Raw genomic sequence first — 18,702 nt, 5'->3', positions numbered from 1 at the left:
TCGCCCGGCCCGTCAACAGGCCCGGAATGTTCTGCCATACGGTGACAGTTGCGCATGACGAAACCGCTGTGCCGAGGGCGTTCTTGAGGGAGTCTCATTCGTGACCACGACGACGACATCGAAGGGCATCGGGCTACGGTCGGAACGCGGTCCCGTCCTCGCCGCCATCATGCTGTGCACCGGCTTGGTGGCGCTGGACAGCACGATCATCGCGACCGCGGTGCCCTCGGTCGTCGGCGACCTCGGCGGGTTCTCCCAGTTCCCGTGGTTGTTCTCGATCTACCTGCTCACCCAGGCCGTCACCGTGCCCATCTACGGCAAGCTGGCCGACGTCTTCGGGCGCAAGCCGGTGATGTTCTTCGGCATCGCCGCGTTCCTGCTCGGGTCGGTGCTGTGCGGGGTGGCCTGGAGCATGCCCGCGCTGATCGCGTTCCGGGCGATCCAGGGCATCGGCGCCGGAGCGGTGCAGCCGATCAGCATCACGATGGCCGGTGACCTCTACTCGGTCGAGGAACGGGCCCGGGTCCAGGGCTACCTCGCCAGCGTGTGGGGCATCTCGGCGGTCGTCGGCCCGACGCTCGGCGGCGTTTTCTCCGAGTACGTCTCCTGGCGCTGGATCTTCTTCATCAACCTGCCGCTCGGCGCGGTGGCCGCCTGGGTGCTCGCCCGCCGGTTCGAGGAGCGGGTCGAGCGCGGCTCCCACCGGATCGACTACCTGGGCGCCGTGCTGCTGACCGGCGGTTCCTCGCTGCTCATCCTCGGCCTGCTGGAGGGCGGCGTGGCCTGGGAGTGGAACTCGGCGCCCAGCCTGCTGATCTTCGGGGCGGGGGTGCTGCTGATCGCCGCCTTCGTCCTCGCCGAGCGCCGCGCGGCCGAGCCGGTGCTGCCGCTGTGGGTCTTCCGCCGCCGCACGCTGACCGGCGGCAACCTGGTCTCCGTCGGCGTCGGCGCCCTCACCATCGGGCTCACGTCGTATGTCCCGACGTACGCGCAGGGGGTGCTGGGCACCGGCGCGCTGGTGGCGGGCTTCGCCCTGGCCGCGCTCACCATCGGCTGGCCGCTCGCGGCGACGTTCTCCGGCCGCCTCTACATGCGCATCGGATTCCGCGACACCGCGCTGATCGGGATCGTCGTGGTGGTGGCGGGTACCGTGCTGTGCGCGCTGCTCGGCCGGAACGCGATGATCTGGCAGGTCGCCGCCGTCTGCTTCGTGGTCGGCGTCGGCCTCGGGCTGTCGGCCAGCCCCACGATGGTCGCCGTGCAGTCGGTCGTCGGCTGGGAGCGCCGCGGCGTGGTCACCGCGACGAACATGTTCTCCCGCTCGATCGGCAGCACGGTCGGCGCCGCGATGCTGGGCGCCATCTCCAACGCGACGCTGTCGGACCGCTTCGCCCACCCGCCCGCCTCCCTCGCCGACTCCGCGGCGGGGCGCCTGCCCGACAGCCTCGACGCCACGAGCCTGGTGCTGAACGCCCAGGGCGCGGCGGCCCACTCGGCCGCCGCGTCCTTCGTGCGGGGCGCACTGTACGACGCCGTCCACCACATCTTCATCGCGCTCGTCGTCGTGGCCGTGCTCAGCGTCGGCGCGCTGCTGCTCATGCCCCGCCGTACGACGGAGCTGTCGTTCGACTGACCGAACGCCCCGGCCGAGACGTCAGGCGGCCGAGCTGTCAGGCGGCCGTGCGTTCGCCGAGGGGGCGGCGGCGCAGGCTCGTCCGCTGGAGAGCCGGCGGCACGTACGCCTGGTCGAGCACGCCGACGTCGGTGCCGGGCGGGACGATCGCGTCGATCCGGTCGAGGATGTCGTCGGTCAGAGCGACGTCGACGCCCGCGAGCAGGTCGTCGAGGTGGCTCATCGTGCGCGGCCCGAGGACGGCGCTGGTCACGCCGGGATGAGCGATGGCGAAGGCCATGGCGAGGTGGGTCAGCGGCAGACCCGCCTCCTGGGCGAGCGAGATGAACCGTTCGACGGCCTCGATGCGGTGCTCGTCGTTGACGTGCTTGAGGAAGCCGGCGCGGCGGAGCTCGTTCTGCCGCCCCTTGCGGACCTGTCCGGTGAGCAGTCCCTGCCCGAGCGGGCCCCACACGAGCGTGCCCATTCCGTAGCGCTGCGCGGCCGGCAGCACCTCGCGTTCGATGCCGCGGTTGAGCAGCGAGTAGGGCGGCTGCTCGGTGCGGAATCGCTCCAGGCCGCGCCGCTCGGCGACCCACTGGGCCTCGACGATGTCGGACGCCGGCATGGCGGACGTCCCGATCGCGCGGACCTTCCCACTGTGGATCAGGTCGGAGAGCGCGGAGAGCGTCTCCTCGACGTCCGTGGCGGGGTCCGGCCGGTGGATCTGGTAGAGGTCGATGTGGTCGGTCCCCAGGCGGCGCAGCGAGTTCTCGACGGCGGTCATGATCCAGCGCCGCGAGGCGCCCTGCTGATTGGGATCGTCACCGACGGGGCGGCTCACCTTGGTCGCGAGCACGACGTTGTCCCGCCGTCCCTTGAGCGCCTTGCCGACGATTTCTTCCGAGTCGCCGTAGGCGTCGGCGGTGTCGATGAGGTTGATCCCGGCGTCCAGCGCCTTGTGGATGATGCGGGCCGAGTCGCCGGGATCGGGGTTGCCGATGGACGTGGCGAACATCAGTGCGCCGAGCCCATAGGGGCTGACCTTGATGCCGGTGCGGCCGAGCGTGCGGTACTGCATGCGAACCATGCCTTCCTTCGTCGAACAGCCGGGGTCATCCGTAGCGTCGGCTCCCAGCCTCCGGCGGCGCGGGCGTGGGCGGGAGAGACGCCCTTATCCCGGGACAGGCCGTCCCTGGCAACGTCCGGCGCACCGGGGCATGGTGAGGGGCATGGTGAAGGGTGTGGACAGAACCGAACTGGCCGACTTCCTGCGTCACTGCCGTGCCCGAGTCACCCCTGCCGATGTGGGGCTGTCGCACGGCGCGCGGCGGCGCACCCCGGGACTGCGCCGTGAGGAGGTCGCGCAGCTGGCGAGCATGTCCACCGACCACTACACGCGGCTCGAACAGGCCAGGGGCTCGCACCCGTCCCGCCAGATGCTCGCCGCCGTCGCCCGCGCGCTGCGGCTGACCGGCGACGAACGGGACCACCTCTTCCACCTGGCCGGCGAGGAGCCGCCGCGGGACCGGTCGGCCACGGAGCACGTCCGGCCCGGCCTGCTGCTCATCCTCGACCGGCTGATCGACACGCCCGCCCAGGTGGTGAACGACCGCGGCGACGTCCTCGCGCAGAATTCGATGGACAGAGCACTTCACGGTGACATGTCCGCCCGCCCCGAGGCGGAGCGCAACCTCATCTGGCGCTACTTCACCGACCCGTCCGCGCGGGAGCTCTTCCCTCCCGGGGATCGTGACCTCGCCGCCCGCACGGCGGTGGCGGATCTGCGCGCCACCTCCGCCCGCCGCCCGGACGACGCCCGGCTGGCAGAGCTCGTACGCCGGCTCCGCGCCCGCAGCGAGGAGTTCTCCGCGCTGTGGAACGCCCACGACGTCGCCGTACGCCGCGCCGACGTCAAGCGCTTCCAGCATCCGGTCGTCGGCCTGCTGGAGCTGGACTGCGAGGTGATGCTGAGCCCGGAGCACGACCAGCGGCTGGTCGTCTACACCGCCCGCCCGGGCAGCGAGTCCCGCGAGCGGCTGGAACTGCTGCGCGTGATCGGCCTCCAGGACCTGATCCGCGGCTGAACGCACGAGACGTTCGTCCCCGTCCGAAGGGACGGGGACGAACGCGGGCCGTCAGGAGGCGGCGTCGACGGCGTTCTTCGCGGTGGGCTCGGCGCCGTTCACGCTCGCCCCGCCCTGCTGGACCGCCGCCTGAGCCGCCGCGGGAGAGCCGCCGGCCAGGAGGGTGCGCGCCAGGCCCAGCCCGGTGCCGCCCAGCGTGAGCGCCTTGGCCAGCATCTCCTCGATGCCCTGGGCGCCGTTGAGCACCACCATGTGGTCGACGTTGCCGAACGCCTTCGCCCCGGCCTCGACGATCTGCGGCCAGTTCTCGGCGAGCTGCTGGGCGATGACGGCCTCCTGGTTCTCCCGCAGCGCCTCGGAGCGGGCCCTGATCGCCTCGGCCTCGGCCAGGCCCCTGGCCTTGGCGGCCTCGGCCTCCGCGAGACCCCGCGCCTTGGCGGCCTCGGCCTCGCTCAGACCGGTCGCCCTGGTCGCGGCCGCGGCGGCCTCACCGCGCAGCCGCACCGACTCGGCGTCGGCCGCGGCCGCCTGCTTGACCTGCGACGCCTGCGCGACCGCCCGCAGCTCGGTCTCCTTCGCCTCCGCCTCGGCCTGCGCGATGCGCGCGTCGCGCTCGGCCTGCGACAGCGTCACGGTCTCGTACGCCTTGGCGTCGGCGGGCTTGCGCACCTGCGATTGGAGCCGCTGCTCGGAGAGCTGGGCCTCCAGCTCGGCCGTACGGGTCTCCTGGACGACGACCTCCTGACGGGCCGTGGCCTCCGACAGCGGACCCGACTGCCGCGACCGCGCCTGCGCCTCGTCGATCTCCGCCTGGTAGGAGGCCTGCTTGATCTGCGCGTCGCGCCAGGCGGCGGCCTTGTTCGCCGCCGCGATCTGCTCGGCCTCGGTGGCCTCCTGGTCGCGCTGCGCCTCCGCGATACGCGCGGACGCGGCGATCTTCGCGGCGTGCGGCTTGCCCAGGTTCGTGATGTAGCCGGTCTCGTCCTCGATCTCCTGGATCTGCAGCGAGTCGACCACCAGGCCGAGCTTGCTCATCTCGTCGGCCGCGGAGCTGCGGGTCTCGCTGGTGAGCCGCTCCCGGTTCAGGATGAGATCCTCGACGGTCAGGTTGCCGATGATCGAGCGCAGGTGACCGGTGAACAGCTCGTGGATGGCGCCGTTCATCGAGTCCTGCTGGTCGAGGAAGCGCCGGGCGGCGTTCGCGATGCTGGTGAAGTCGTCGCCCACCTTGTAGATGATCACGCCGCGCACCTGGACCGGGATCCCCTGCTGGGTCACGCAGTTGACCTGGAGGTTCGTGGCCCGGCTGTCGAGCCGCAGCCGCCGGGAGGTCTGGAAGCCGGGCAGCACGGCGGTGCCCTTGCCGGTCACGATCTTGAAGCCCAGGCTGTCGGCGAGCTCGTTTCTCGTGTGGGCCCCGAGGCCCGAGATGATGAGCGCCTCGTTGGGCTCGGCCACCCGCCAGATGGCCTTGAACAGCATGGTGAGGACGATGAGGGCGACGATGGCGACGCCGCCCACGACCAGGATCTCCGAGGGCATGGGAGCCTCCGTCCTAGTGGGGGGAAAGTGAGAGGAGGAGGGTGCCGGTCAGACGATCGCGCGAGCGACGTAGACAGTGCGCGGGGGCGAATACTCCACGACGACGACGATGGACCCCACCGGGATCTCCTCGTCCGGGACGCTCGGATAGGCGTAGAACGCCTCGACACCCCCGCGGATGGGCACCATCACCTCGCCGACAAGGCCGGGACCGATCCTGCCCGTGACCCTGCCCTGTCTGCCGACCACCCGCGTCACCCCGTCGTTTTCACCACATCTGGCCGCACCGCGAATGCGTACGCTACCCCGGATTGCGCGCTTCGCCATGTTCAGCACCATCGCCCGGAAAACGTGCGTACGGACGCTGGAGTTCCGCCCTGCGCCTACCGGGCCGGTGACCGGGCCGCCGGCTGGGCCGGCGCAGCGTCGTGAACGCCCAGGAGACGTCCGGCTCCACCGCCCACCGGAAGGCCCGCCGTACCGGGGAGGTGCACAGCAGGGCCGCCAGTACGGCGCCCAGCAGGACCATCGCCGCCACGCCGAGCGGATTGACGAGCGCGTCGTGGAAGCGCTCCGTCACCTTCACCGCGAAGCCGTGCAGCAGATAGGCGTACATGGTGGCGGCGCCGAGGCCGGAGAACCAGGTGCGGCGGTCCGGGGTGAGCGCGAGGAACGCCAGGACCAGCAGGAAGCCCGCCGCCAGCATGGCGAGCCTGATCAGGGTGCCGGTCAGGTCGTCCACGCCGATCTGGTGGTTGGAGTGGCGCCAGCGGATCCACTCCGTCGGCACGAGCCGGTGCACGGCGAAGGCCCCGGCGAGCGCCGCGGCCAGCACGGCGCCACCCGTGATCGCGGCGACCCGCCCGCGCAGCAGCTCCAGGTGGCCGGGGGTGAGCATGAGCCCGAGCACGTAGAACGGCAGCAGGCCGAACGTGCGGTTCATCGACAGCTCGTCCGGCAGCGCGCTCGTCCCCGACAGCAGCGAGAGCCCGACCGCGACCACCAGAGGATGCCGCAACTGCTGCCAGACCGGAGTGGACAGCCGCCAGAGGAACAGCGACATCAGGAACCAGGTCAGGTAGTACGGATCGAGCAGGCTGATCTCCAGCTTGCCGTACAGGAAGTAGCGGGGCAGCGAGTAGGCCACCTCGAAGATGACGTACGGCACGGCCAGGCCGCTGATGAGCTTGCGCGCCTTGCCGGCGGAGAACGTGAAGTTGCGCGACAGGTAGCCGCTGATCACGATGAACAGCGGCATGTGGAAGAGGTAGACGTAGAAGTAGAGCGCGTGCGCCGCGGGGACGTCCCGCAGGTCCTCCACGAGGTGCCCGGAGACGACGAGCACGATGGCCAGGAACTTGGCGTTGTCCAGCAGCGGGTCGCGGGCGGGGGCCGCCGTGCCGGACGTGCGCGCGGGAACGGTCACGGTCATGCGGCCGGACCCTAGTCACCCGTCCGTGAGCACCGGCGCAACCCCGGGCGAACACTCCCCGAACTCTTGGGCCCGAACTCTTAGGCCCGGTAGCGCGTGGCGAGCTCGGGGCTCTGCCCTCCGAAGGCGGCGAGCTCGGCCCGGAAGACCGCGTCCAGGAGACCGGCGTCCTCGACGCCGGGGGCGCAGACGACCTCTCCCAGCTCCAGCCCGCGCAGGCAGGCCGTCACGACGTCGTCGGCGCTCATCCGCGGCACGGCGCTCAGGTCGAGGCCCTGCCGCTCGTGGAACTCGGTGGCCACGACGCCCGGGCACAGCACCTGTACGGCGACTCCCGTACCCTCCAGCTCCGCGCTCAGGGTCTGGGACATCGCGACGAGGTGGGCCAGGGTCCCGGCGTAGACGGCGCGGCGGGGCATCTGGGAGTGCGGGGCCGGGCCGCTGAAGGCGATCATGCCGGCCACGTTGACGATCGCGCCTCCGCCCCGCTCCCGCATGCCCGCGACGGCGGCCCGGGCGAGCATGGTCGGGGCGACGACCTTGACGTGCACGAGCTCTCCGGCCTTGTCCGCGGGAAGTTCGGCCAGCGGCATGTAGTGGGCGACGCCGGCGTTGTTGACGAGCAGGTCGAGCGGCTCGTCCGCGCAGATCCCGGCCACCGTGTCGATGCCCTCGTCGGTGGACAGGTCGGCGGCCACGGTCCGGATCGCGGCCCCGGGATGCGAGGCGGCGAACTCCTCCAGACGCTCCTGCCGCCGGCCCACGACCACCAGGTCGTAGCCGTCGGCGGCCAGGCGCGCGGCGAAGGCCCTGCCGATCCCGGAGGTGGCGCCGGTGACGAGTGCGAGCCTGCTCATGACCGCGTGTTCCTTTCGTTGCCGTGTCCGTGCTGCCGTGTCCGTGCTGCCGTGTTCGTGCTGCCGTGTTCGTGCCCCCAGCCTCCGGGGCGACTCCGCGGCCGGGCCAGTCGTCCGGTCTTCCTGGGACTGCCGGTACCACGCGGGTCCTGGCCGGAACGGGCAGACTGGCGGCATGGCGACGTCGGAGTTCGGGCAGGCCGTGCGCCGGTGGCGCGACCGGGTCGCACCGGAGGCGGCGGGACTCCCCACAGGGGGGCAGCGGCGCGCGCCGGGGCTCCGCCGCGAGGAACTGGCCCTGCTGGCCGGGATCTCCGTGGACTATGTGACCCGCCTGGAGCAGGGCCGGGCCGCCAATCCGTCACACCAGGTCGTCGAGGCCCTCGCCCGGGCCCTGCGGCTGCCGGACGCCGAGCGCGCGCACCTCTTCCAACTGGCCGGGCTCCGGTCGCCGGGGCCCGGCACCGTGCCCACGCACATCACCCCGAGCGTGCAGCGCCTGCTCGACCGGCTGACCGGCTCCCCCGTCGCGGTCTTCGACGCGACCTGGACGCTGCTCCAGGCGAACCAGCCCTACGCCGCGCTCATGGGCGACTCCTCCGGCCGGCTCGGCCGGCGGCGCAACGGGGCGTGGCGCACCTTCCTGGGGCTGAACGACCGGGTGCGGCACACCACCGTCTCACGGCGCGAGCTGGAGGCGGCCCTGGTGGGCGACCTGCGGGCGGCCACCGCCCGCTACCCCGCCGACCAGCGGCTCAAGCGACTGGTGGCGGACCTGCTCGCGAACAGCGACAGGTTCGCCCAACTGTGGGAGACCGGCATCACCGGGCACCACCAGGCCGCCCGCAAGACGATCGACCACCCGGAGGCGGGCGCCGTGACGCTCGACTGCGACGTGCTCACCGTGGCGGGCGGCGACCTGCGCGTCATGGTCTACACGGCCGAGCCCGGCACCGAGGACGCCGAGCGCCTCGCGCTGATCACCGTCCTCGGCACCCAGGATCTGAACACTCGGTCTCTCGGCAGCTCAGCCTGAAAGTCCGGTGGCGGCGGCGCTGGAGTCCCAGAGGGCGGCCGCGAGGGCGGGGTCGGACATCGTCTTCGGCACCCGCGCAGGGGCGTTCTTGACGAAGTAGCGGCCCGGGTGGTCCACGCCGTCGGAGTGGGTGGCGAGGTGGACGATCCTGGCGGCGCCGGCCTCGGGCGGCTCGCCCACCCCGGGAACGCGCCACACCATCTTCATGAAGAGCGTGCCGTCCGCGAAGGACGTCTTCAGCACTCCCGGGTGCAGGCAGGTGGCGGCCAGCCCGCGCTCGGCGAGCGACACGGTGAACAACGCGTTGGCCTGCTTGGAGTCGCCGTACTGCAGCCAGCCGTTCCAGCGCCGCCGTTCCCTGGACAGGTCGGCGGGGTCGAGGCGGCCGGTCTTGGCGGCCCGCGACGAGGTGGTGACGACCCGGGCGGACGACGCCGCGAGGCGGTCGGCGAGCAGGTTCGTGAGCAGGAACGGCGCCAGATGGTTGACCTGCATCATCAACTCGTTGCCGTCCACCGTCGTCCGCCGGTCGGGCGACATGACGCCCGCGTTGTTGACCAGCACGTCGATGCGGTCGTACCGGGCCAGCAGTTCCGCGGCCAGCCGGCGCACCTCGTCGAGGGAGGAGAAGTCGGCCACGAGGGTGTCCGGGCGGGCGCCGCCGGCCTCCGCGGCCCGGTCCGCGACGGCGCGCAACCTCTCGGGGGTACGCCCGATGAGCACGATTTGGTGACCTCGCCGAGCGAGATCAAGGGCGGAAGCTGCACCGATTCCGGCACCAGCCCCAGTGATCACTGTAATCATCGTTTCCTCCCCCTGCGCGGCGAGTGTATCGGTGCTAGCCTTCTGTGCGATCTTCCGGAGGTGCATTCCCCCATAAATGCGGCACAGCCTCCAGCACTGCAGGAGTGGCCATATGGGTTCAAAAAACCGCTCGATTCGGTTCAAGATCTTCTTACTGCTGCTCCTACCATTGCTCATGTTGAGTGCTATGTGGGGGTTTGCCCTAAAACTCACGGTCGGCGACGGTGTCATCCTCATGCGTTCCAAGACGCTGTACGACACCGTGGGCATCGCCTCCACCGACCTCGGGCTGCAGATCCAGGCCGAACGCGCACTCACCGCGGGAGTGCTGAGCAGCGGCCAGACGAACTCCGCCGCGCTCACCGCCCAGCAGGCCAAGACCACCGCCTCGGTGGACAGGTTCCGGAGGACAGCCGGCGAGGACTCCACCCGTGACGCCATGGGCGAGGACCTCGTGGCGCCCCTGGAGTCCCTGCTGTCCTCCCTCGAACGCCTGCCCTCGATCCGGGAGTCCGTCTCGCTCGGCCAGATGGACCGGCTGTACGCCATCAACTCCTACAACGCGATCATGGATGACATGTTCGCGCTGTACGAGAGGCTGGTCTCGGTCCCCGACCTGACCGTCTTCCAGCAGGCCAGCGCGATGCAGGGGATGGGCAACGCGCACGAGATGATCAGCCGTGAGGACGCCCTCATCCGCGGCGCGCTGGCCAGCGGCGTGATGACCGGCGAGGAGCAGACCGCGTTCAGCGAGTGGGTGTCCACCCGCCGCTTCCTCTACCGGAAGAACCGCACGGTCCTCACCGGCGACATGCGCGCGCCGTACGAGCAGGAGCTCACCTCGCCGCTGTTCGACCGCTTCACGGCGCTGGAGAACCTGCTCGTCAACCGGGTGCGCACCGGCGGGCCGGTCCCGCCGGAGGCCCAGAAGTGGTCGCCGACCGTCGACCAGTTGATCCTCAGGCTCGACTCGGCCCGGGTGAAGGCGTCGGACGCGCTCAACACGAACGCCACCTCGGTCGCGACCGGGATCCTGCTCCGCATCCTGGTCGCCGGAGGGCTCGGCCTCGTCGTCATCGTGACGACGATCATCTTCTCCGTGCGGTTCGGCCGCCGCCTCGCCCGCGACCTCGCCGGGCTGCGCGACGCCGCGCTCGACCTCGCCGACGTACGGCTGCCGCGCGTCGTCGAGAAGCTGCGGCGCGGCGAGGAGGTGGACGTCGAGGCCGAGGCGCCCCCGATCAACGCGACGGGGTCCAGCGAGGTCGAGGACGTCGCCCACGCGTTCGGCTCCGTGCAGCGCACCGCCGTCGAGGCGGCCGTCGGTCAGGCCGCCCTCCGCCGCGGCGTCGGCCAGGTCTTCCTCAACCTGGCCCGGCGCAAGCAGACCCTGCTGCACCGCCAGCTCACGCTGCTCGACTCGATGCAGCGCCGGGCCGAGGACCCGGAGGCGCTGGAGGACCTGTTCCGGCTCGACCACCTCACCACCCGCATGCGGCGGCACGCGGAAGGCCTGATCATCCTCTCCGGGGCCACGCCGGGACGCGCCTGGCGCAAGCCGGTGCCGCTCATCGACGTGGTCCGGGCGGCGATCTCCGAGGTGGAGGACTACACCCGGGTCACGATGGCGCCGATGCCGGCCGCCACCCTCATGGGCGCGTCCGTGGCCGACCTCGTCCACCTGATCGCCGAGCTGATCGAGAACGCCACCGTCTTCTCGCCGCCGCACACCCGGGTGGAGGTCCGCGGGGAGCTCGTCGCCAACGGGCTCGCGATCGAGGTCGAGGACCGCGGGCTGGGCCTCTCGCCCGAGGAGTACGACGAGATCAACGCGCGGCTGACCGACCCGCCGGAGTTCGACCTGGCCGACAGCGACAGGCTCGGGCTCTTCGTCGTCAGCCAGCTCGCCGCCCGGCACGGAATCAGGGTGGTGCTGCGCGGGTCGCCGTTCGGCGGGACGACCGGGATCGTGCTCATCCCCCGCACCCTGGTCGTGGAGGACGGCGCGCCCGCGGCGATCGAGGGGCCGCCCGCCCCCCGTGGCGCCCACGCCAAGCCGATGCCGAGGGCCGTGCACGAAACGGTGCCGGACAGGGTGCCGGACACCTTCCCGGAGAGATTCCCGGAGACCGCGCCCGAGACCACGCCGCCGACGCTGCGCGAGGCCGTCGCGGGACGGGTGTGGGAGCCCGACGGAGCCTCGGAGTTCCCCGAGTCGTCCCCGTTCTTCACCCCGGCCGCCCTGCGGACCGAGGCCGTGCCCTCCTCGATGCGCGAGGCTCCGCCCGCCCCAACGCCCCTCCCGACACCGTTCCCCACACCCGTCCCCACGCCCGTCTCCATGCCGGAGTCGGCCCCCACGAACGGTGCGGGCAACGGCTCGGGGAATGGCGCGGGGAACGGCGCACCGAACGGCAGCACCGCGTCCCGGGCCAGGGGGTCGGCGCCCAACGGAACCCACGCCGGTCTGCCGCGCCGGGTCCGCCAGGCCAACATCGCTCCGCAGCTACGCACCCCGTCCACGCAGCCGCCGCTGTCCGCCCCTCCGATGGAGGAGCGGTCGCCCGAGGAGGCCAGGGCCGTGTTCGCCGCCTTCCAGAGCGGAGCGCGCCGGGGCCGGGAGGACTCCGACCAGCCGGGTGGGGTAGCACCCGGTGACCACGCACACAACACGCACGGCGAGAAGGGTGACGCATGACCGGCAAAGCGACGTCGACCGGCGAACTGAACTGGCTGCTCGACGATCTCATCAGCAGGGTCGCCGCCGTCCGCCAGGCGGTGATCCTCTCCACCGACGGCCTCGTCGTGGGAGCCTCCCAGGGGCTGAGCCGGGAGGACGCGGAGCACCTGTCGGCGGTCGCCGCCGGGTTCCAGAGCCTGGCCAGGGGTGCCGGGCGGCACTTCGGCGGCGGCGAGGTGCGGCAGACCATCGTGGAGATGGAGGCGGCGTTCCTCTTCGTCACCGCCGCCGGGCAGGGCACCTGTCTGGCCGTCCTGGCCGCCTCCGACGCCGACGTCGGTCACATCGCGTACGAGATGGCGATGCTGGTCAAGCGCGTGGGCCAGCACATCTCCACCAACCCGCGCCGGATCTCCCCGTGAGACGGGCGCGCATATGACGGGACCCCAATGGATGGACGAGGAGGCCGGGCCTTTGGTCCGGCCCTACGCGCTGACAGGGGGCCGGGCGCGGCCCTCCGGCGCGAAACTCGATCTCATCACGATGGTGACCACCACGGGTTCACGCAGGGACCTGTCCGGGATAGGTCCCGAGCAGCGGCGGATCCTCGACCTCGCGCGCCGCGGCGCGTCGGTGGCGGACATCGCGTCCGACATCGACCTGCCCCTGGGCGTGGTCCGCGTCCTGATCGGGGATCTGCTCGATCTGGGACTCGTCGAGGCACGGGCTCCGGGCAAAGTGGCGCCGCTGCCAAGCGAGCGCATTCTCAAGGAAGTGATCAATGGCCTTCGCGCCCTCTGAGGAGCCGGTCGCCCTCAAGATATTGGTGGCCGGCGGCTTCGGCGTCGGCAAGACCACGCTGGTCGGCGCGATCAGCGAGATTCGCCCCCTCCGTACGGAGGAGGTGCTGTCCGACCGCAGCGTCGGCGTCGACGACACCGACGGCGTGGAAGCCAAGACGACCACCACGGTCGCGATGGACTTCGGACGCATCACCATCAGGGAAGGCCTGGTGGTCTACCTGTTCGGCACCCCCGGGCAGGAGCGCTTCTGGTTCATGTGGGACGAGCTCAGCTACGGCGCGCTCGGCGCGGTCGTGCTGGCCGACACCCGGAGGCTGACCGACTGCTTCCCGTCCATCGACTACTTCGAGCAGCGCGGCACGCCGTTCATCGTGGCGGTGAACTGCTTCGACGGGGCGGACCGGCACGAGGCCGACGACGTGCGGATCGCCCTCGACCTCGATCCGGAGGTGCCCGTCCTGCTCTGCGACGTACGGCGGCGCGCCTCGGCGAAGGTCGTGCTCGTCACCCTCGTGGAGCACGCGCTCAAGATGCTGACGGCCGCCCAGCGCTGAGCGGCCCGATCCCGGCGGATCAGCGGTGGGCCGCGAGGTCGGCCCGCCGCCCGCCGATCCACTCACGGAGCGGCGGCCCCCAGGTGAGCTGGACGAGCCGCAGGGCGAACAGCCCGAGGACGGACACCTCGGCGGTCAGCAGCAGCCGCTCCACCAGGCCGATCATGACGCCGTGGCCGGGCAGCGCCACGTAGGTGATGGCGGCGAGGCCGAGGCCGGAGGCGAGCGCGAGCCATTCGAGCGGCCGGGCGACGGCCTGCCACCGCTCGTCCTGGCCGAGCCGGCCCACGAGCTGGATCGCGGCGGCGGGCACGCTCACGAAGGCGGCCGCCGACAGGAGTCCGTGCAGGTCGCCCTGCCAGCTCGTGTCCGACGGGACGACCGCCGCGCCGATGAGGGAGGCGCTCCACAGGCCGATCAGGCGGGCGGGCCAGCCGTCCACGGGCGCGTGCACGGCGCGCATCCCGGCCAGCAGGGCGAGGGAGGCCAGGCCGAGGACGGCCATGGCGGTCTCGATCACGCCGCCGGCGTCGCGCGCCGCGTACTGGCTGATCGTCATGGAGACGGGGTCCAGCGAGGGCTCCCCGCCCACCTGCGCCGCCACGACGGTGACGACGGCGAGCAGGATGCCACCGCCGGCGAGCAGGGGATAGATCCTCTTGGCCATACCTTGAGGATCCCGCGTACGGCCCGTTTCTAACATCCGGGACAACGCGTACATCACCCCGATAGGGGGTCAGGGTCGTCTCAGGGTGGGGTCTCCGGGGTCACGTGGACCCCACCCCGGACGTCTACTCCTGCGCGCCTCTACTCCTGCGCCGCCTCGTGGTAGCGCTCGCGCAGGCCGGGAGTGGGGTCGCCCTCGTACCGCTCGGTGCCGCCCGACTCCCAGTGGGGCGGCTCCGGCTCGCCGGACAGCAGCCAGGCGGCCTGCTTGGCGGCGCCGTCCGCGACGTACTCCCCGGGGGTGGGGACGAGCACCGGACGCCCGAACACGGTGGGCGCGATCCGGCGCACCGCCTCCGAGCGGGCGCCGCCGCCGATGAGCAGCACCCTGGCCGGCTCGACGCCGAGCGCGTCCAGCGCGTCGGCGAGCCCGCACAGCATGCCCTCGACCGCGGCCCGGGCCAGATGCTCGGGGCTGGAGTTGGACAGGCGCAGCCCGTGCAGGGAACCGGTCGCGTCGGGCCGGTTGGGGGTGCGCTCTCCCTCCAGGTATGGCACGAGCACCAGCCCGCCGGAGCCCGCGGGCGCCCGCAGGGCCAGATCGCTCAGGCCCTGGGGGGTGACCCCGAGCATCCGGGCCGCCGCGTCCAGCACCCGCGCCGCGTTCAGCGTGCAGACCAGCGGGAGGTACCGCCCGGTGGCGTCGGCGAACCCGGCGACCAGCCCGGCCGCGTCCGCGGACGGGGTCTCCGAGCAGGCGAACGCCGTCCCCGACGTGCCGATGGACACCACCACGTCACCGGGCCGCATGCCGACGCCGAGCGCCGCCGCCATGTTGTCCCCGGTGCCGGGCGCGAGCAGCGCGCCACCGTGCTCGGCCGTACCCGCCTGTTCGGCCGGGCCGAGCACGCGGGGCAGTTCCGGCACCCGGCCCATGGCGAGTTCCAGCAGGTCGGTGCGGTACTCGCCGGTGGCGGGCGACCAGTATCCGGTGCCGGAGGCGTCTCCCCGGTCGGTCGCGATCGTGTCCGGCCGCCCGGCGAGGCGCCAGGTGAGCCAGTCGTGCGGCAGGCAGACCGACCGCGTACGGCGGGCGTTGTCCGGCTCCTCGCGGGCGAGCCAGCGGAGCTTGGTCACCGTGAACGACGCCACCGGCACGCTGCCGACGGCCTCGGCCCACGCCTTCGGGCCGCCCAGCTCGGCGACCAGGTCGGCCGCGGCCCCGGCGGACCGGGTGTCGTTCCACAGCAGCGCGGGCCGGACCACCTCGCCGTTCTCGTCGAGGCAGACCATGCCGTGCTGCTGTGCCCCCACGCTGACGGCGGCGACGTCCGCCAGGCCGCCCGCCTGCTCGATCGCGCCCTGCAGGGCGGTCCACCAGTGGTCGGGATGGACCTCAGTGCCCTCCGGGTGGGGGGCACGGCCCTCGCGCACGAGGGCCCCGCTCTCCGCGTCCCGGATCACGACCTTGCAGCTCTGGGTCGACGAGTCGACCCCTGCCACGAGCGTCACAGTCGTCCCCTCACTCTGTCTTCCGGCCGGGCGGTCAGCCGCGGACGCCGAGGAGGTGCTCCAGCGCGAGCTGGTTCAGCCGGGTGAAGTGGAAGCCGCGGGCGGCCACCTCGTCGACGTCGATCGACTCGGCGAGGACGTCGTCGTAGGTCTCGCCCTCGGCCAGGGTCGGCTGGGCCAGCTCGGTGAGCTTGCTGGCGGCCAGCGCCTCCTGCACCTCGGGGTCGGCGCGGAAGGCCTTCGACTTCTCCTTGAAGATGAGGTAGGTCCGCATGTTCGCGGCCGCCGACTCCCAGACGTCTTCCTTGTCCTCGGTGCGCAGCGGCTTGTAGTCGAAGTGGCGCGGGCCGTCGTAGCCGCCGTTCTCCAGCAGGTCGACCAGGAAGAACGCGCTCTTCACGTCGCCGTGGCCGAAGACGAGGTCCTGGTCGTACTTCGGGCCGTGCTGGCCGTTGAGGTCGATGTGGAACAGCTTGCCGTGCCACAGCGCCTGGGCGATGCCGTGCACGAAGTTCATGCCGGCCATCTGCTCGTGGCCGACCTCGGGGTTGAGGCCCACCATCTCGGGGTGCTCCAGCGAGTTGATGAACGCCAGGGCGTGCCCGATCGTCGGAAGCAGGATGTCGCCGCGCGGCTCGTTCGGCTTGGGCTCGACCGCGAAACGGATGTCGTAGCCCTTGTCGATCACGTACTGACAGAGGAGGTCGAAGCCCTCCTTGTAGCGGTCGAGCGCGACCCGCACGTCCTTGGCGGCGTCGGACTCGGCGCCCTCACGGCCGCCCCAGCACACGTACGTCGTGGCCCCGAGCTCGGCGGCGAGGTCGATGTTGCGAATGACCTTGCGAAGGGCGTACCGCCGGACGTCGCGGTCGTTGCTGGTGAACCCGCCGTCCTTGAAGATCGGGTGGGTGAACAGGTTGGTCGTGGCCATCGGCACCTTCATGCCGGTCTCGCTGAGAGCCTTCTTGAAGCTCTCGATGGCCTTGGTCCGGTCCTGCTCCACCGCGAGGAGGTCGTCGTCGTGGAACGTCACACCGTACGCGCCGAGCTCGGCCAGGCGGTGCACGCTCTCGACCGGGTCCAGCGGGGCCCGGGTGGCGTCGCCGAACGGGTCGCGCGCCTGCCAGCCGACGGTCCACAGCCCGAACGTGAAACGGTCCTCGGGAGTGGGGGTGTACATGAGTCGCCTCCGAATTAGTCTATGTTGTGGACTAAATATCCGACGTGGCGGGCTCCGGGTCAAGAGGGCGTGTCCAGGTTCTCAACCCCCGATAGTGGAGGGTGTGATGTCGCAGGCCGTACGACACGACGCGATGCGCGCCCGGAATCTGGCGCTCGTACTGGGTGAGGTCGGCGCACGCGGCGCGGTGACGCGCGCCGCTCTCGCCGAGATAACGGGCCTCACCAAGACGACCGTCTCCAAGCTGGTCGGAGACCTCATCGAGGGTGGGCTGGTGGTGGAGACCGGCGCCGTCCGGGACGGCGAGCGGGGCAGGCCCGGCGTCGAGATCCGGATCAGCGGGCGCCATGTGGCCGCCCTCGGCCTGGAGGTCAACGTCGACTACCTGGCCGTGTGCGTGGTCGACCTCGCCCGGACCGTGCGGCTGCGCCGTACACAGGCTGTGGACAACCGCGCCGCACTCCCTGTGGACAGCATCGCGCGACTTGGGGATCTGGCCGCGAACGTTGTGGACGAGGCTGTGGAGAAGGGCCTCCGGGTGGTCGGCGGGGTGCTGGCCGTGCCCGGCCCTGTGGACAGGGCCACCGGCGACGTCCGGAACGCTCCCAACCTGGGCTGGCGCGACGTCCCGCTGGCGTCGCTCCTCCAGCACTTCCCCTTCCCCGTACGCGTCGAGAACGAGGCGAACCTGGCCGCGCTCGGTGAGCTGTGGTTCGGGTCGGGACTGCCCGATTTCCTGCACGTTTCAGGGGAGATCGGCATCGGCGCCGGACTCGTCGTCCGCGGCCGGCTCTTCCGGGGGGCGCACGGCTTCGCCGGCGAGCTCGGGCATGTCGTCGTCGCGCCCGACGGGCCGCAGTGCCGCTGTGGCGGCCGGGGATGCCTCGAACAGTACGCCGGGCAGGACGCGCTGCTGGCCGCCGCCGGGGGCGTCCGCGGCCAGCTGGGCGTCGCGCAGGTGGCCCAGCGCCTGCGGGAGGGCGACGAGAGGGCGCGGGCGGCCTGCGAGCGGGCGGCGTGGGCCCTCGGGGTGGCCCTGTCGTCGGCGATCAACCTCGTGGACCCCGGCGCCATCGTCCTCGGCGGGATCTACGCGCCGCTCTTCCGCTGGATCGGCGACGTGGTCGGGGACACGCTGCGGGCCCGCCTCGGCCAGATGCGCGGCACCGTGCCGCCGGTGATCGTGTCGCGGCTCGGCGCGGAGGCGGCCGCCCTCGGCGCGGCCGGCCAGGTGATCGAGCAGGTCATGGCCGACCCCGCCGCTCTTTTACACACCTGAGCTAGTCTTACTTGAGAGCTCAAGTAACGGGAGGGCGTCATGCCGGTCCAGCGACTCAACCACGCGGTTCTCTATGTGCGGGACGTCGACCGCAGTGTGGCCTTCTACCGGGAGGCTCTGGGCTTCCGCGTCGTCAACGCGCTTCCCGGGGCGGCGTTCCTGCAGGCCGAGGGGTCGTCGAACGACCACGACCTCGGGCTCTTCCAGATCGGCGCGCAGGCGGGGCCGTCGTCGGCGGGCCGGGCGACGGTGGGCCTCTACCACCTCGCGTGGGAGGTCGACACGCTCGCCGAACTCGACCGCGTCGCGACCCGGCTGGCGGCGATGGACGCCCTGGTCGGCGCGTCCGACCACGCCACCACCAAGGCCCTCTACGCGAAGGACCCCGACGGACTGGAGTTCGAGGTCTCCTGGCTCGTGCCCGCCGACCTGATCACCGACGAACTCCTGGCCGGACGCACCACGATCAGGCCGCTCGACCTGGCCGCGGAGCTGGAGCGATACGGTGCGCACACGCGCGGCGGGGTCGGCGTCAGCGTCTGACATCAGCGGCCGACTCTGAACCTGACCGAAACGCCTACATACGGCAGGCCAAAAGGGCTGAATGTAACGGGTTTGTCTTCATTGACCGACCTATCCATACCACTTATCGCGAATC

Annotated in this window: 18 protein-coding genes; 9 read left to right on the top strand and 9 right to left on the bottom strand. The window is 71.7% G+C overall.

The features are described from left to right. Positions 1 to 100 precede the first annotated feature (100 nt). Complete coding sequence (locus tag HHX37_RS02775; RefSeq protein WP_220499370.1) at positions 101 to 1,633, top strand: MDR family MFS transporter; 1,533 nt, start codon at positions 101 to 103, stop codon at positions 1,631 to 1,633. A 37-nt stretch (positions 1,634 to 1,670) separates the two neighbouring features. Here HHX37_RS02775 and HHX37_RS02770 read toward each other — a convergent pair whose 3' ends face one another. Beyond that, complete coding sequence (locus tag HHX37_RS02770; RefSeq protein WP_310740243.1) at positions 1,671 to 2,702, bottom strand: aldo/keto reductase; 1,032 nt, start codon at positions 2,700 to 2,702, stop codon at positions 1,671 to 1,673. Positions 2,703 to 2,844: 142 nt separating this feature from the next. On the opposite strand from HHX37_RS02770, the gene HHX37_RS37505 reads away from it, so the two are divergent. Further along, positions 2,845 to 3,699 (top strand): helix-turn-helix transcriptional regulator, encoded by an 855-nt coding sequence (locus HHX37_RS37505; protein ID WP_220502544.1) that lies wholly within the window; start codon positions 2,845 to 2,847, stop codon positions 3,697 to 3,699. Between the two features lie 51 nt (positions 3,700 to 3,750). Here the strand turns inward: HHX37_RS37505 and HHX37_RS02760 are convergent, their stop codons facing one another. The 4 genes from HHX37_RS02760 to HHX37_RS02745 form a co-directional block, all read right to left on the bottom strand. Continuing rightward, on the bottom strand, positions 3,751 to 5,241 hold the full coding sequence (locus tag HHX37_RS02760) for a flotillin family protein (RefSeq protein ID WP_182884392.1): 1,491 nt from the start codon (positions 5,239 to 5,241) through the stop codon (positions 3,751 to 3,753). Positions 5,242 to 5,289: 48 nt separating this feature from the next. Then, complete coding sequence (locus HHX37_RS02755; RefSeq protein ID WP_182873007.1) at positions 5,290 to 5,490, bottom strand: hypothetical protein; 201 nt, start codon at positions 5,488 to 5,490, stop codon at positions 5,290 to 5,292. 52 nt (positions 5,491 to 5,542) lie between these two features. Beyond that, positions 5,543 to 6,673: an acyltransferase family protein gene (locus tag HHX37_RS02750; protein WP_182884391.1), complete on the bottom strand. Its 1,131-nt coding sequence runs from the start codon at positions 6,671 to 6,673 to the stop codon at positions 5,543 to 5,545. Positions 6,674 to 6,753: 80 nt separating this feature from the next. After that, entirely contained in the window at positions 6,754 to 7,530 is a 777-nt protein-coding gene (locus tag HHX37_RS02745; protein ID WP_182884390.1) for an SDR family NAD(P)-dependent oxidoreductase, read from the bottom strand. 175 nt (positions 7,531 to 7,705) lie between these two features. On the opposite strand from HHX37_RS02745, the gene HHX37_RS02740 reads away from it, so the two are divergent. Further along, positions 7,706 to 8,566 carry a helix-turn-helix transcriptional regulator gene (locus HHX37_RS02740; protein WP_182884389.1) on the top strand — a complete coding sequence of 287 codons (861 nt, stop codon included), beginning with the start codon at positions 7,706 to 7,708 and terminating at the stop codon, positions 8,564 to 8,566. Here the strand turns inward: HHX37_RS02740 and HHX37_RS02735 are convergent. Next, positions 8,558 to 9,370, bottom strand: a complete 813-nt coding sequence (locus HHX37_RS02735) for an SDR family NAD(P)-dependent oxidoreductase (RefSeq protein WP_182884388.1) — start codon at positions 9,368 to 9,370, stop codon at positions 8,558 to 8,560. The two genes, HHX37_RS02740 and HHX37_RS02735, sit on opposite strands and share 9 nt — an antisense overlap. Before the next feature lie 235 nt (positions 9,371 to 9,605). On the opposite strand from HHX37_RS02735, the gene HHX37_RS02730 reads away from it, so the two are divergent. From HHX37_RS02730 to HHX37_RS02715, 4 genes are read left to right on the top strand one after another with little or no spacing between them, the layout of a single operon-like run. Further along, positions 9,606 to 12,068 (top strand): sensor histidine kinase, encoded by a 2,463-nt coding sequence (locus tag HHX37_RS02730; RefSeq protein WP_182884387.1) that lies wholly within the window; start codon positions 9,606 to 9,608, stop codon positions 12,066 to 12,068. Further along, entirely contained in the window at positions 12,065 to 12,472 is a 408-nt protein-coding gene (locus tag HHX37_RS02725; protein ID WP_030507694.1) for a roadblock/LC7 domain-containing protein, read from the top strand. The genes HHX37_RS02730 and HHX37_RS02725 overlap by 4 nt, the downstream gene beginning before the upstream one ends. 31 nt (positions 12,473 to 12,503) lie before the next feature. Further along, positions 12,504 to 12,851: a DUF742 domain-containing protein gene (locus HHX37_RS02720; RefSeq protein WP_244301666.1), complete on the top strand. Its 348-nt coding sequence runs from the start codon at positions 12,504 to 12,506 to the stop codon at positions 12,849 to 12,851. Next, entirely contained in the window at positions 12,832 to 13,407 is a 576-nt protein-coding gene (locus HHX37_RS02715) for a GTP-binding protein (protein WP_111700339.1), read from the top strand. The genes HHX37_RS02720 and HHX37_RS02715 overlap by 20 nt, the downstream gene beginning before the upstream one ends. A 19-nt stretch (positions 13,408 to 13,426) precedes the next feature. On the opposite strand, the gene HHX37_RS02710 is transcribed toward HHX37_RS02715, so the two are convergent. From HHX37_RS02710 to xylA, 3 genes are all read right to left on the bottom strand, one after another. Further along, positions 13,427 to 14,074, bottom strand: coding sequence for a DUF998 domain-containing protein (locus HHX37_RS02710; RefSeq protein WP_111700338.1), 648 nt, complete (start codon positions 14,072 to 14,074; stop codon positions 13,427 to 13,429). Between the two features lie 140 nt (positions 14,075 to 14,214). Beyond that, positions 14,215 to 15,585 carry a xylulokinase gene (gene xylB, locus HHX37_RS02705; RefSeq protein ID WP_138459572.1) on the bottom strand — a complete coding sequence of 457 codons (1,371 nt, stop codon included), beginning with the start codon at positions 15,583 to 15,585 and terminating at the stop codon, positions 14,215 to 14,217. A 34-nt stretch (positions 15,586 to 15,619) separates the two neighbouring features. After that, on the bottom strand, positions 15,620 to 16,765 hold the full coding sequence (gene xylA / locus HHX37_RS02700; RefSeq protein ID WP_182884386.1) for a xylose isomerase: 1,146 nt from the start codon (positions 16,763 to 16,765) through the stop codon (positions 15,620 to 15,622). A gap of 133 nt (positions 16,766 to 16,898) precedes the next feature. On the opposite strand from xylA, the gene HHX37_RS02695 reads away from it, so the two are divergent. After that, on the top strand, positions 16,899 to 18,044 hold the full coding sequence (locus HHX37_RS02695; RefSeq protein ID WP_244301667.1) for an ROK family transcriptional regulator: 1,146 nt from the start codon (positions 16,899 to 16,901) through the stop codon (positions 18,042 to 18,044). A gap of 39 nt (positions 18,045 to 18,083) precedes the next feature. Further along, entirely contained in the window at positions 18,084 to 18,587 is a 504-nt protein-coding gene (locus HHX37_RS02690; RefSeq protein ID WP_111700334.1) for a VOC family protein, read from the top strand. Positions 18,588 to 18,702 lie beyond the last annotated feature (115 nt).

Origin of the sequence: Microbispora sp. H10885 (assembly GCF_014161415.1) — a bacterium.
GTDB lineage: Bacteria > Actinomycetota > Actinomycetes > Streptosporangiales > Streptosporangiaceae > Microbispora > Microbispora triticiradicis.
Note: the sequence above shows the minus strand (reverse complement) of the source record. Positions and strands in the feature narration are given on the sequence as shown.